Annotated in this window: 12 protein-coding genes and 1 riboswitch; of the genes, 7 read left to right on the forward strand and 5 right to left on the reverse strand. The window is 49.9% G+C overall.

What is annotated here, in order from left to right; translation table 11 throughout:
- Positions 1-478 precede the first annotated feature (478 nt).
- Positions 479-793 (reverse strand): DUF3139 domain-containing protein, encoded by a 315-nt coding sequence (locus ACFVRY_RS28455; RefSeq protein WP_387503619.1) that lies wholly within the window; start codon positions 791-793, stop codon positions 479-481.
- A gap of 346 nt (positions 794-1,139) precedes the next feature.
- On the opposite strand from ACFVRY_RS28455, the gene ACFVRY_RS28460 reads away from it, so the two are divergent.
- Positions 1,140-2,279, forward strand: a complete 1,140-nt coding sequence (locus ACFVRY_RS28460; protein ID WP_387503621.1) for a transglutaminase domain-containing protein — start codon at positions 1,140-1,142, stop codon at positions 2,277-2,279.
- Positions 2,280-2,503: 224 nt separating this feature from the next.
- Here ACFVRY_RS28460 and ACFVRY_RS28465 read toward each other — a convergent pair whose 3' ends face one another.
- Positions 2,504-3,985 carry an amino acid permease gene (locus tag ACFVRY_RS28465; RefSeq protein WP_387503622.1) on the reverse strand — a complete coding sequence of 494 codons (1,482 nt, stop codon included), beginning with the start codon at positions 3,983-3,985 and terminating at the stop codon, positions 2,504-2,506.
- Between the two features lie 158 nt (positions 3,986-4,143).
- Positions 4,144-4,351, reverse strand: a riboswitch (Lysine riboswitch).
- 109 nt (positions 4,352-4,460) lie between these two features.
- Positions 4,461-5,597: a virulence factor gene (locus ACFVRY_RS28470; RefSeq protein ID WP_387503623.1), complete on the reverse strand. Its 1,137-nt coding sequence runs from the start codon at positions 5,595-5,597 to the stop codon at positions 4,461-4,463.
- A gap of 293 nt (positions 5,598-5,890) precedes the next feature.
- On the opposite strand from ACFVRY_RS28470, the gene ACFVRY_RS28475 reads away from it, so the two are divergent.
- Positions 5,891-6,883 carry an MBL fold metallo-hydrolase gene (locus ACFVRY_RS28475; protein WP_387503624.1) on the forward strand — a complete coding sequence of 331 codons (993 nt, stop codon included), beginning with the start codon at positions 5,891-5,893 and terminating at the stop codon, positions 6,881-6,883.
- Between the two features lie 119 nt (positions 6,884-7,002).
- Positions 7,003-8,628, forward strand: a complete 1,626-nt coding sequence (locus tag ACFVRY_RS28480; RefSeq protein WP_387503625.1) for an ABC-F family ATP-binding cassette domain-containing protein — start codon at positions 7,003-7,005, stop codon at positions 8,626-8,628.
- Between the two features lie 231 nt (positions 8,629-8,859).
- Here ACFVRY_RS28480 and ACFVRY_RS28485 read toward each other — a convergent pair whose 3' ends face one another.
- On the reverse strand, positions 8,860-9,045 hold the full coding sequence (locus ACFVRY_RS28485) for a hypothetical protein (RefSeq protein ID WP_387503626.1): 186 nt from the start codon (positions 9,043-9,045) through the stop codon (positions 8,860-8,862).
- Positions 9,046-9,460: 415 nt separating this feature from the next.
- Here ACFVRY_RS28485 and ACFVRY_RS28490 point away from each other — a divergent pair, with 415 nt between their 5' ends.
- On the forward strand, positions 9,461-10,318 hold the full coding sequence (locus ACFVRY_RS28490; protein WP_387503627.1) for a C40 family peptidase: 858 nt from the start codon (positions 9,461-9,463) through the stop codon (positions 10,316-10,318).
- A 426-nt stretch (positions 10,319-10,744) separates the two neighbouring features.
- On the opposite strand, the gene ACFVRY_RS28495 is transcribed toward ACFVRY_RS28490, so the two are convergent.
- Positions 10,745-10,912 carry a DUF1328 domain-containing protein gene (locus ACFVRY_RS28495; RefSeq protein ID WP_083205100.1) on the reverse strand — a complete coding sequence of 56 codons (168 nt, stop codon included), beginning with the start codon at positions 10,910-10,912 and terminating at the stop codon, positions 10,745-10,747.
- Between the two features lie 190 nt (positions 10,913-11,102).
- Between ACFVRY_RS28495 and ACFVRY_RS28500 the strand changes: the two genes are divergently transcribed.
- From ACFVRY_RS28500 to ACFVRY_RS28510, 3 genes are all read left to right on the forward strand, one after another.
- Positions 11,103-11,609, forward strand: a complete 507-nt coding sequence (locus tag ACFVRY_RS28500; protein ID WP_387503628.1) for a DUF948 domain-containing protein — start codon at positions 11,103-11,105, stop codon at positions 11,607-11,609.
- A 51-nt stretch (positions 11,610-11,660) separates the two neighbouring features.
- On the forward strand, positions 11,661-12,191 hold the full coding sequence (locus tag ACFVRY_RS28505) for a hypothetical protein (protein ID WP_387503629.1): 531 nt from the start codon (positions 11,661-11,663) through the stop codon (positions 12,189-12,191).
- Between the two features lie 91 nt (positions 12,192-12,282).
- Positions 12,283-12,633, forward strand: coding sequence for a YflT domain-containing protein (locus ACFVRY_RS28510; RefSeq protein ID WP_066365914.1), 351 nt, complete (start codon positions 12,283-12,285; stop codon positions 12,631-12,633).
- Positions 12,634-12,679: the final 46 nt, after the last annotated feature.

Here is a 12,679-nt window from a genome sequence, read left to right on the forward strand (position 1 = left end):
TCTGTCTCCAGATCGTTTTGAGTCACTTTACTACAGCAATCTAAAACTCGCGAATTGACCCTATTTACTGTGTCCACTCTATTGACAGAGGTACATTTTGCACCTTAAATTGTCAGTATTCAAGGTGATGAGGAAAATAGGTGCAATATCGTACGTTAATTTTCCACAATAGCCCTCTCAGCGTACTTTTTGCAAAAATAAGGTACAAAAATGCCCCTATTCTCCATATATACCTCTATTTCAGAAATATAAGGTGCAAAAATGCTCTTAGTTGAGGAGGTAGAGCTAATTTTTATTGACGGAATGGCACTTGACCTACCCTTGCCTTGAAGTAGATGTATGTTAGCACTTGTTGTGGACGCTCCGCGAACAAACACCTGGGGATTCCGGTAATTTCTGTTGCGAAGTACGGAGAAGGTGACGTCCCTGATCGACAGGCTTTCGATTGCTCACAATCGGCTGAAGCACTTTTTACTTATTAAAATGTTTCATCCATATGATTTCCATGCAAATTTGAGGTTTCAATGAGCAGGAAAGTTCCTGCTTTTTTTTCATAAACATAGTTCACATTAGGCTCATCCTTATAACGTACCTCTGCTTGATAATCACCTGATTTAAACCTATATACGCCTCTGATCGTCTGAATATCCTCCGGAGGATAAGCTCTTGTATGAATGAGGTACGCCTTTACTTCATTAGCCGCCTCGCTTTTCTTTTGTGGAAGTCCGGTCAATGAGAAATAGACAGTAGCACAAATAAGAATCATTAGCGTGAGGGAGAACACCTGAATCATCCATTTCCTTCTGCCCAAGAGACACCTCCAACTTATATAAGGAATTCGAATATTATAGTAATTATAGCACGTGCATAGCGTTGCTGTTCATCTCCTGAGCGATGGTGCATTTCATGGAATTGAGGACAAGCTCAACTTGCCTAAAACTACATGCTTGATCCTTTGATCTCTTAAGTTGATAATGAGAAGCAAGGGTTGAATAATCTTTTCTGCATATTGTGAAGATTACAGTCGTGGAAACAGAGTTTCCGGCATTAAATATATAATCAGGCTATTGAATTGCGTACGTGCTCTATTTAAGATTAAAGGGATGCAAGTAATGAGGCGCGGGGGGCAGGAAAATAGTATGAGGAAGATTCGTTTTACATTGGGAAAGGCTGTTCTCGGCGGGATTATCATTGCTGCAGCCATACCTCCGGCGATTTATTGGGGCTGGGATTATGCCTACGCGGCTGACAAGCCCGCTGCGCTTGGGTCAATAGCACAAATGACTGAGAGACTAACGGGCGCAATGAACAATCGGCGAGAGACCATCACGTTTACTTACGAAGGTAAGACCTCTACTCTAAAAAATGGGATACAAACTGCACTGGATCAGGCGATGGGCAGCGATCCTTACCTATATTATATTGTAGACAGCTACGGCTTTACCTATCGGGGAAGCAGCCGTTCCGCTAATGTCACCGTACAGGTCAAATACCGTGAGACCCTGCAACAGACCGCATATGTCAATAAGCAGGTGGCATCTGTGCTTAAGGATATCATTAAACCGGGGATGAACAATCATGAGAAGGTGAAGGTGATCCATGACTGGGTGGTGCTGTACCTGAAATACGATACCTCCTATACCCGTTATACCGCCTATGAAGCACTTCAGAACCGTAGTGCAGTCTGCCAGGGCTATTCACTGCTAACCTACAAGCTGCTGAAAGGAGCCGGCATCCCGAACAAAATCGTGGAGGGAACCGCCAAACCAGAGGGAGGCTCGACTCTGTCGCATGCCTGGAATCTGGTCCAGCTTGATGGACATTGGTATCACCTGGACACCACCTGGGATGATCCGACACCCGATCAGGCCGGGGTGGCTAGCCACAACTATTATATGAGGACGGACGCACAGATGCGTCGTGACCATACCTGGACCAAGCCTTATCCGCCAGCATCTAAGGGGTACCACAAGACACTTGCGGAGTTGGTTAGCCAGGGCGGACCCAAAGTCGCCGTATACGAAAAACTGCAGCAAGAGCTTCACTATGAACTGTATGATGAAGGACGAATTATCCGTTCGGTATCCGACCTGAAGGTATTAGCTGAGAAGGCAGTAGCATCCGGGGAGCAATCGTTGTTGTTCCGTTACCGAGGCAGTGCCAAATCGCTTACAAATGATCTTCAGGTATTGTATGCGTTAGGACTGAGTAATCCTTCCTACACTAGCAGCAAGTTCGACAATACCAGTGACCTTAGAGTGTATGTGATTTGGAAGTAGCCTTGTATAAGAAATGGGCCATCGTCGGCATTGGACAAGGAATCATTTAGAATGGGCAGGGCCATGAAGAAGAGCGGGGTAGTTCTGAGGCTGTTGTGAAGTTGTTCGTCATTGCTCAAAGAAAAGTGCACATGTATTAGCTACAAAAAAGGAAGAGGCTCAAACGCCTCTTCCTTTTTAATATGTTCTTATTTTCTTGGGCTGCTTGGACTAAGACCTGGAATCTATTTGGCCTCAGTGCTGAGGTCGCATTGATCCAGCGGCACAATGGAGCTCTTACGGAACCAGCGGTAGCCGACCCAGATCAACAGGAACAGCGGCAAGCTGATGTAAGAAACGAGAATGCCGTACCAGTCGATACGTCCACCTGTGAAGGCGCCCATGTTCTGGCCCAGAATTGCGATCATGCACAGTACAAAGGCGAAGAGTGGTCCGATTGGGAACCATTTTGCCCGATAAGGCAGCTCATCGAGAGAATGTCCCTGCGCGACAAAGGCGCGCCGGAAACGATAATGGCAGACGGCAATGCCGAGCCAGTTGATGAAGCCGCACATCCCGGAGGCGTTCAGCAGCCAGTTATAGACGGCGCCGTCACCGAAAAAGGAAGCAAGGAAGGCCAGCATCCCAACGGCCGTGGTTACCAACAGGGCACCTACAGGTACACCGCGTCGGTTGAGCTTGCCCAGCGCACGCGGGGCCATGCCGTCCTTGGCCATAGCGTACAAGACGCGGGTGGAAGCGTACATGCCTGAGTTCCCCGCAGACAACACGGAGCTGAGGATGACAGCATTCATGACCGAAGCGGCGATGGCAAGGCCTGCCTTGTTGAAGACAATTGTGAACGGGCTGACACCGATATCATCGACCCCGCCACGAAGCAGATCGGGATTCGTATAAGGGATCAGCATCCCGATGACGAAGATGGCCAGGATATAGAAGATCAGGATGCGCCAGAATACTTGACGGATCGCCAGCGGCACATTGCGGCGTGGATTTTCACTCTCACCTGCGGCAACGCCGACAAGCTCAGTCCCCTGAAAAGAGAATCCGGCTGCCATAAAGACCCCGACAAAGGCGAAGAATCCGCCATGGAAGGAGGTACCGCCCAGCTGGAAGTTACTGAAGCCAACCACGGTTCCGTCACCGCCCATGATGCCGAAGATCATGAGTACGCCTACAGCCAGGAAGACAACGACGGTTATTATTTTTATAATAGCGAACCAGTATTCTGATTCTCCGTAGCCCCGTGAAGACAGGAAGTTCAAGCCGAACATTAGCAGCAGAAACAGTAGGCTCCATAGTACGGACGGGCTGTCCGGGAACCAGTATTTGATGATGACGGTGGCGGCGGACAGCTCTGCGGCGATCGTCACGGCCCAGTTGTACCAGAAATTCCAGCCGACAGCGAATCCGAAGGCAGGACTGACAAAACGGGTGCCATATGTACTGAAGGATCCGGAAGCCGGCAGGTACGTTGCCAGTTCACCCAAGCTCGTCATAAGAAAATAAACCATGATCCCCACAGCACTATAGGCGAGCAGCGCGCCACCTGGACCTGAGGCGGCAATGGCGCCGCCGCTGGCGAGGAACAGTCCTGTTCCGATGGACCCGCCTAGGGCAATCATCGTGAGATGTCTGGCCTTGAATGACTTTTTCAATTCGGTTGCAGGGCCGCCCCCAGTCTGTGGATGACTTGTTTCTTGCATGAAATAAACACTCCTTCTGTTCTCATGTTTCTGTTCATGAACGGGGAGTGTGAAGGCCATGCACCGGGTAACGGGGCATCTGCGTCAAATTATGGACGCAAAGAAACCGCAGACGGTGGCTGCGGTTTCTGGATAGACAGCTTCCGCATCATACTCCCTGAGAAGATAGCGCAACACAGTGCATTCCCTATGCAATAGGAAAATGCTCCGTGACAGTTCCGTTCCTTTCGGAAACGGCCCCAGCCTGCGCCACAGTTAGAGCGGCGGCACAGGCTTCGGCGAATAGTCCTTTCGGCGGCGTGTCATCGACGGCTCTTCAACGTCTCTACGCGCGTACTCTTCCTATCCGCGACCTCTACCTCATCCTAGGTATGATGAGGCTATCTTTACTACTTCATTCGTTTATAAACACAACAGCAATCAGTATAGATCATCTTCCAGCAGCGAGCAATGACAAAATACGGAAATCTGGACCTTAAGTGCGACGGCGCTCCGACATTTGCTGCCAGACCGTTCCGGCCGCTTCCTCGCCGGAAGCGATGCGCTCCAGCGCCATGCGCGCCTGCAAGCTCACCTCAAACTCAGGGTCCTCTGCCGCAAGGATCAGCGCAGCCTGCGCTTCCGTGGTTCCGACCTCATAGAGGAACCGGGCAGCACGCCAGCGGACCAGCTTGCTAGTGTCTGTCAGCGCCGCTGTCATGACAGGCGTGGCGGCGGGGTCGCCGATGTCGGACAGAGTATCGCCCGCAGTGCGCCTTACGGCTGGGGCGCTGTCCTTCATCGCTGCATAGAGCAGCTCCATCGCTTCTGGCGTGCGCAGGTCGCCTAAGTAGACAACCGCAAGCCTGCGAATATGCAGCTTGAGATCATGCAGTGCTGCGCCCAGCTCCGGAAGCAGCTCCGGCGTTGGTGCCAAGGCCTCCAGCGCGGCGTAGCGGACGCGCCAGTCTTCGTCCTTCAAGTCTCGTAGCAGCTCGTCCCGGTCTTTGTCTACCCGCTGCTCGACGAACTCGCTGGCGGTCCCGTGCGCGATGGCTTGTTGAACGAGAGAGTCCAGGCGTTCCTGCGGGTATGCCGCCTCAAGTTCCTGCTCCACTTCGCGGGCAATGTCGTCAGGCTCTCCGTAGCGGACGCCGTAATCTGTGAGCTTGCGCTCCTTGATCATCACGGCGCTGGCGACATTGGTAACCGCCTCCGTGAAGCGGTTGGACAAGCCAATGCGGTGTTCGTTCACACCGGTCTTCACACGGATCTGTATCGGAATGCCGCGGAACATTTGCACGAATACTTGGGCTTCTCCGAAGTGGGCTCCGGCATTCTCGTCGGTCAGGCTCCAGTCCTCAGCCAAGCCTTCGCCGCTTCCGAAGCGGGCCTGAACCTCCCGGAGAATGGCTGCCCAGTCGGCACTGCCTTTGCGCTCCAGTGCGGCAAAGTCTGCGGCATGATAGATGCTGGTTACACCGGGAATGGTCAGCATTTCCTGCGCCCAGGACGGGGCGGAACGCTGGCTTTCCGGCGTATAGGTTCTGCGGATGCCCGCTTCGAGACTTTCGTCCAGATGAAGCTTCATCGTATTTGGACTTGGCGTCGGTTCAATAAAAGTTATCTTCATACGTAGCTCCCCCTAAAACGGATAGTGTCTTATCCGCATTTTACATCATTTCTCCTGTTGAACACAAAGCCTGTTAACCTGTCGTGACAAGCTTAGTCTACAGCAGGAATGGGTAAAATGAGTAGAACCAGGCCTGGGGCTGGAAAAGCCCGACAAGCGATTCTTCTATAAAAGGGCGCACGCTTGCGCAGCAAACTGGATATTTTGCAAATATGTCTGTCAAAACCTATAGTTAATATATATTCGCTTGCCACGGAGTTTGCCCGGCAAACCTGTGAAGGAGAGAGATTACGATGGCTAAAAAAATTCGCTACAACAATATTGACAATGTCAGCACCGACAAGAAACTTAAAGAATTCCGTCAATGGCGGGAAGAACGCCGCAGGAAGATCAAGGATTACTCTTATGTAGTGCCGAGCGTTCCCCCCAGATTGTCCTATCTGGCGGAGAACCGACTGGAGACCACGATCACCTGGATTGGGCATTCTACCTTTTTTATTCAATATGAAGGCATGAACATTATTACTGATCCGATCTGGGCTCGGCGTCTGGGTTTTGAGAAACGACTGGGAGAACCCGGCATGAGTCTGCAGGATGTGCCTCCGATCGACATGATCCTCATCTCGCATTCCCATTATGACCATCTGCACATCGCCTCCATCCGCAAACTCTACGGTGCGGGAACAACTATTGTTGTGCCCGTGGGATTAAAGCGGAAGATGGTTCGCAAGGGATTCCGCAGCTGTGTGGAGATGCATTGGTGGCAGGAACTTACCATCGGTAACATCAAGCTGTCCTTCGTGCCCACCCAGCACTGGACACGGCGCACTCCTTTTGACACGAACACCTCACATTGGGGAGGATTCATCCTGGAGCCAGCGCAGCCGGAGAAGCATCCTTCTGAAGGGGGCGCGAGGCGTGAACTGCCACCCAATCTGTATTTTGCCGGGGATAGCGGCTATTTCCCGGGCTTCAAGGAGATTGGCAGGCGCTTCAAGATCCATATTGCCCTTATGCCGATCGGTGCATATGAGCCGGAGTGGTTCATGACCTCACAGCATGTCAATCCGGAGGAAGCGATGCAGGCCTTTGTGGATGTCGGTGCGGAGACGATGATTCCAATGCATTATGGTACCTTCCGGCTCGCCGACGATACGGCCAGAGAGGCGCTGGATCGGATGGAGGAAGCAAGAAAGAGTCATGGTATTTCGCAGGAACGAGTGCGGGTCCTCAGCTATGGAGAGACGCTTGTCGTGAAGCCGGAGGCTCGGACAGTAGAGCAATGAGTACGAAAGTGCATTTTTGATGTAAACTTCCCGCTTGATACGCCACTTTGACGGGTTATTATAATGGGTTTTATGCTATAATGAGCCGGAAGCCTATGTGAAAAGGATGGTAATGCTTAATGATTAGTACAAGCGGCGTAACACTCCGCTACGGAAAACGCGCACTATTTGAAGATGTAAACATAAAATTCACTCCTGGTAACTGCTATGGTCTGATCGGTGCGAACGGCGCCGGTAAATCTACCTTTCTGAAAATTCTGTCCGGTGAGATTGAATCGAACTCCGGTGATGTTCATGTCACACCCGGTGAACGTCTGGCCGTACTGAAGCAGAACCATTTCGAGTATGATGAATTCCCTGTGCTTGAGACAGTAATTATGGGCCATACTCGTCTGTACGAGATTATGAAAGAGAAGGATGCTCTCTACGCGAAGACTGAATTCTCCGAGGCTGACGGTCTACGCGCCGGAGAGCTGGAAGGCGAATTCGCCGAGCTGAACGGCTGGGATGCTGAACCGGATGCAGCAGCGATGCTGATCGGTCTAGGTATTATGCGTGAACTGCATGACAAGAACATGGCCGAACTTAGCGGCAATGAGAAGGTTCGCGTGCTCCTGGCGCAGGCCCTGTTCGGTCGTCCGAACAACCTGCTGCTCGATGAGCCTACCAACCACTTGGATCTGGAATCCATTGGTTGGTTAGAGAACTTCCTCATGGATTACGAAGGCACCGTTATCGTCGTATCCCATGACCGTCACTTCCTGAACAAAGTATGTACGCATATCGCGGATATTGACTTCGGTAAAATCCAGATGTATGTCGGCAACTATGACTTCTGGTATGAATCCAGTCAGCTGGCACAGGCTTTGCAGCGCGACTCGAACAAGAAGAAGGAAGACAAGATCAAGGAGCTGCAGGCCTTTATTCAGCGCTTCTCGGCCAATGCTTCCAAGTCCAAACAAGCGACATCGCGTAAGAAGCAACTCGAGAAAATTACGCTGGACGACATTCGTCCGTCCAACCGTAAATACCCGTTCCTCAACTTCAAGCCTGAACGTGAAGCCGGGAAGCAACTGCTGACCATCAGCGGATTGTCCAAAGCAGTCGAAGGTGAGAAAGTGCTGGATGAGATTAGCTTCGTTGTTAATAAAGGTGACAAGATTGCTTTTGTCGGCCCATATTCTCAGCCTAAATCGCTGCTGTTTGATGTAATCATGGGCGATAAAGAAGCGGATGCAGGAGAATATGCATGGGGGGTTACAACCACTCAGGCTTATTTCCCGAAAGACAACTCCAGCTATTTTGACGGCGTAAACATGAATCTTGTGGAATGGCTGCGTCAGTATTCCAAGGATCAGGATGAGACGTTCCTGCGCGGATTCTTGGGCCGGATGCTATTTGCTGGTGAGGAAGCGCTGAAGAAGGCAAGCGTGCTGTCCGGGGGAGAGAAAGTTCGTTGTATGCTGGCGAAGATGATGCTGAACGGTGCAAACGTGCTGGTCTTCGATGAGCCTACGAACCACTTGGATCTCGAATCCATCACGGCGCTGAACAACGGGCTGATCGACTTTGACGGCACGATCCTGTTCACTTCGCATGACCATCAGTTCATTCAGACGATTGCTAACCGGATCATTGAGATTACTCCGGCCGGCGTCATTGACCGCTCTATGAGCTATGACGAGTATCTGGAGAGCGATGAAGTCAAGGAAATGCGCAAGCGCATGTATCCTGTAGAAGTATAAGTTCAAATTGTGCTCCCCTGCGGGAGTGCTCTAGACGAAGCAGCCTGTTTAATCCCTTGGGATTAAACAGGCTGCTTTTCTTGTATTACAGGTAATAGTAAAAACGGCCGCATGCTCCCCGTAGGTAGGTAGGGAGTATGCAGCCGTTTGGCTGTAACCTATGTGCCTGCCCTTGAATCAGGCCCGGGATGTTTGACATTGCCCGTGAACCCGATAGGGGATCAGGCCCCCCTAGGACCCGCCAGTGCGGCGGCGCTGATTGTTAGGCTTTTTGTTGTTCTGGCTTTTTAAGGGTTTGGCCGAACCTGCCTGGAATGAAGATCCCGGCTTGGCGGAAGATTGCTGCTTCTTCTGCTCAAGCTTTTGGCGGATCGCATCGGCAAGATTGATTTTTCCTTTTTCGGTTTTTTCGCTCATTGTGTTAACCTCCTTGGGAGCAAGTCCTTCACTTTATTCTAATGGTTTTTAAATGCTGCTACAAGGGCGAGAATAGTTGAAGGAATTCTCTACGTACGTTAATTAGAACAGTAGGGGAGCAGCGGATTTGGGAGATATTTATGAAGATATTGTCTCATAGTGAATGTGGGGGGCTTGCAGTCCATTTGGAACCTAAAGCCTAGGTGAGAATTCACTTTACCTAATACATTCCATCTTCCACCAAATCCAAGGAGGAATCGCGACTATAGACCTGTATCTTACCATAAAGTGGCATACTTATTTATGAAATTTGGGGCATGTTCTTAATCCCGGTCAAGCCTATAATGAGGGCAGAAAGCAACAAATGTAGCGCGCACACTTGTTGGTTCTTACTTCAATTAACCGGAGGAACGGAATGATCAAGTCACACAAACAGCTTACATCTACATTATTGGTTTCTGCTGCACTTGCGTTGACGCTTGGGGTTGTCAGCCCTCAGCAGGCGTCCGCCCAATCCGAATCGCTTCATTCATCTATGGTTGTGGCTTCTGCCGGACAGTCTGCCAAAATTGAATCCAGTGTTCGTCTACGTACCGCCCCATCTGTAAACAGCAATGTGCTGAAGTATTTGCAGAAGGGTGAAATCGTCTCGATTTTGGAAGTGACGAACAGTTATTTCTATAAAGTACAGTCTGTTAGTGGTGAGGTCGGGTATGTCAGCGCTGGGAGCCAGTATATATCTCTGACCGGTGCGGGTGGCACGCAAGCTAAGCCAACACCAACACCAATGCCGACACCGGCACCAACGCCAGCTCCCATTGTTTCCAATCCGGGTAATGCCGTAGAACGGGTAATCAATGCGGGCATGGGATATCTGGGAACGCCTTACGAGTTTGGCTCCAGCCGCAACAATACGGATACCTTCGATTGCTCCGATTTTATCCGCCAAATATTCATGGATGCAGGTGTTGTGAAGCTCCCCGCAGATTCCCGTCAGCAAGGGGATTGGGTGAAGCAGAACAGCACGGTGGTTAAGGATATCTCTGGTTTAAAGCGCGGAGATCTGATGTTCTTTATGAGTTACCGCGGGAATTCCGCATCGGCCTATGCTGGTGTTAACAAGTTGACTGAAAAAATCACACATGTTGCCATCTACTTGGGCGACAACAAAATTCTGCACACCTACTCCGTTGCTTCCGGCGGGGTTAGAGTGGATAATTTAAGCGCTTCTTGGGTGAACCGTTTCCTGTACGGAGGATCGGTCATCCGCTGATATAGATAAGTAAATCAAGACACAGGAGCGACAGCAAACAGCAAGAGTATGTGACGGGTGAACGACAAGCGGGTACAGAGAAGAGGCTATTCCTTCAGTAGACGATCTACTGTGGGGATAGCCTTTTCTAATAATATAGAAAATCAATCAAAATAGTATGCTGTTTTGAATTTTGCCGGGACCAGGTATTCTTCTGGAATAAAAACCATGGACAGGCACCATTTCCTGGGGCTATGGTAGAGTTATGGTGTAAATACATACGCAAGAAGCAGGGACTTTAATCCAGGCTGTACCCAGCCAGATGTTGGTTTGGAATTTTTTTCATTCTCGCTGATTGCTAATATTCTAGTAAACCAAAAGGAGGCCGGGTGTGAACTAAACGAAATATTTCTATCTTCAGCGCAGGGACTTAGGAGTAGCCTGTGGTTACATGGATCTTCCTCTGCGTCCGGTAAAGAGCGAGACGATGAAGAGAACAAGAAAGATATAGAACAGGACTTTGGCAATGCCGGCAGCCGCGGCTACCAGATTGAAGAAACCGAAAATTCCGGCAATCAAGGCGATCACTAGCAGGATTACAGACCATTTTAGCATGATGAGTTCACCCTTTCGTTTGTCGATAGTCATTGTATAAACGGTGGGGTAGGTCATTGAAACAAGGGGTCTGAGAATAGTCTTCTGGACGTTTGACAAGTTGTTTCGGCTTTTTGGCGAAGGGGTAACTATGCAGTATTAAGGCAGGTTAGCCATCATTCATTTATGATTTTGGAAGGGGTTTTTGGATATGATTATTGAACTTAGCGTAGCCCTTGTGGCTGTCGCATTCGCTGTACTTGTCTTCTTTTTAATCAAAACCTTGCGTTCGGCAAAAGATTCTCTCGATAATGTCAGCCAGACGCTGCAGGAGGTCCAAAAGACCATTGATGAGCTTACGTACGAAGTGAAAACCACAGTCCGGCATGCGAACGATATTACTGTGGATGTACAGAACCAGCTTCAGAAGATTGATCCCATTATGGACTCGGTGAAGAATCTGGGCGAGGTCATGAATGAACTGACGCTAACCGCAAAACAAGTATCTGTGACCGTCATAGAGAAATACCGCAAATCTCGTGAGCTGAAGGACAAGAGCAAAGCAGTATCCATTGATGATACCCCGTTAACCCCATCTGAGGAGCGTACGGTGAAGTCTTATGAAGAGACTTATGCCAAAAAAGAAGGGGGCAAAGTCTCTGCTATCCTGAAGGGTGTGGATGTGGCAGCGACCCTCTGGAAGAAATTTCGGCCGTAGGTTCGGCGTAGAGGGCAAGACGGAAGCAGAACAGAAAGGCGGAACAACAAGATGAATATGATCATTTTATTGCTTAGTCTCCTTTCTCCGATGTTGGATGCGAGTCCGCAGAAGCTGGATTCCGCAGCCGTCTTAGCGCCGCAGGCGCAGGTAGTTTCGTCACTACTATATGCCGCCCGTCCCACAACTTACTTGGATAGCTTTGATTCTCTGGCAGGCGTTTCGCTGGATACCACACAGGAAGAACTGCTGCAGATCAAGGGGACACCGCTTCACATTGCCCAAGATCCCTGGCCTGACTGTCTGGAGTATCAATATGAAGACATGTCAGCAGGAGTGTATGCAGGACAAGTGATCTATGTTCATGTCGCCCCTTATCAGGCGCGGCTGTATGGTCTGTTAATTAACGGGGTAAAGATTGAACCGGAGAAGGATGTTTTGCGTGAATTGCTGGGAACCCCATATTTTGTGGCCGAGGATGGTGACGTATATATGAGGGGGAATATAGCACTTAAGATTTATCGCAATCCGGCAACCGGAACATGGGACGGCATTGATTTGTTCGATGGCAATTCTTCCTAACCGTTTCAATAGGGGGAATTGAGGTTAATGAAAGATCAGTTGTCTTTTTGTCACAGTGGCTCTTAACCCTTAACTAAAGGAGAGTGAGATCATGGATTCAATCGGTACTGGATCGTATGCTAAGGTGGTAGAGAACGGTGTACAGGCGATAGAGGAAGTGAATCAGCTACGGAGCAGCGGTTACAGCAAGGAAGACATTTATGTAATCAGTCATGACCAGGATCGTGAAGAACAAATTGCAGATATTGCTGACTCCAATGAGGTTGGCTTATCGGAAGAAGGACTGTTTGGTACTATGGCCAACCTGTTCCGCTCACGCGGCGACGAGCTTCGCTCCAAGATCACTTCACTCGGATTCAGTGACGCCGAAGCTGATTTCTACGAGAAGGAGCTGGATCGGGGGAAAGTTCTTGTCATTGCCCGGAGAGCTCGCTTGATATGAAGCTTGTCCTGTAAAGAATATATAGTCCAATAAAGTAACCTCCAGA

Origin of the sequence: Paenibacillus sp. NPDC057934, from assembly GCF_042887565.1 — a bacterium.
In the GTDB taxonomy this organism is placed as follows: Bacteria; Bacillota; Bacilli; order Paenibacillales; family Paenibacillaceae; genus Paenibacillus_AQ.

Excerpts from the sequence above, each read along its gene's own strand:
- ACFVRY_RS28470 (WP_387503623.1), bottom strand. The coding sequence starts at position 5,597 with ATGAAGATAACTTTTATTGAACCGACGCCAAGTCCAAATACGATGAAG.
- ACFVRY_RS28500 (WP_387503628.1), top strand. The coding sequence starts at position 11,103 with ATGATTATTGAACTTAGCGTAGCCCTTGTGGCTGTCGCATTCGCTGTA.
- ACFVRY_RS28460 (WP_387503621.1), top strand. The coding sequence starts at position 1,140 with ATGAGGAAGATTCGTTTTACATTGGGAAAGGCTGTTCTCGGCGGGATT.
- ACFVRY_RS28485 (WP_387503626.1), bottom strand. The coding sequence starts at position 9,045 with ATGAGCGAAAAAACCGAAAAAGGAAAAATCAATCTTGCCGATGCGATC.
- ACFVRY_RS28475 (WP_387503624.1), top strand. The coding sequence starts at position 5,891 with ATGGCTAAAAAAATTCGCTACAACAATATTGACAATGTCAGCACCGAC.
- ACFVRY_RS28480 (WP_387503625.1), top strand. The coding sequence starts at position 7,003 with ATGATTAGTACAAGCGGCGTAACACTCCGCTACGGAAAACGCGCACTA.
- ACFVRY_RS28495 (WP_083205100.1), bottom strand. The coding sequence starts at position 10,912 with ATGCTAAAATGGTCTGTAATCCTGCTAGTGATCGCCTTGATTGCCGGA.
- ACFVRY_RS28455 (WP_387503619.1), bottom strand. The coding sequence starts at position 793 with ATGATTCAGGTGTTCTCCCTCACGCTAATGATTCTTATTTGTGCTACT.
- ACFVRY_RS28510 (WP_066365914.1), top strand. The coding sequence starts at position 12,283 with ATGGATTCAATCGGTACTGGATCGTATGCTAAGGTGGTAGAGAACGGT.
- ACFVRY_RS28490 (WP_387503627.1), top strand. The coding sequence starts at position 9,461 with ATGATCAAGTCACACAAACAGCTTACATCTACATTATTGGTTTCTGCT.
- ACFVRY_RS28465 (WP_387503622.1), bottom strand. The coding sequence starts at position 3,985 with ATGCAAGAAACAAGTCATCCACAGACTGGGGGCGGCCCTGCAACCGAA.
- ACFVRY_RS28505 (WP_387503629.1), top strand. The coding sequence starts at position 11,661 with ATGAATATGATCATTTTATTGCTTAGTCTCCTTTCTCCGATGTTGGAT.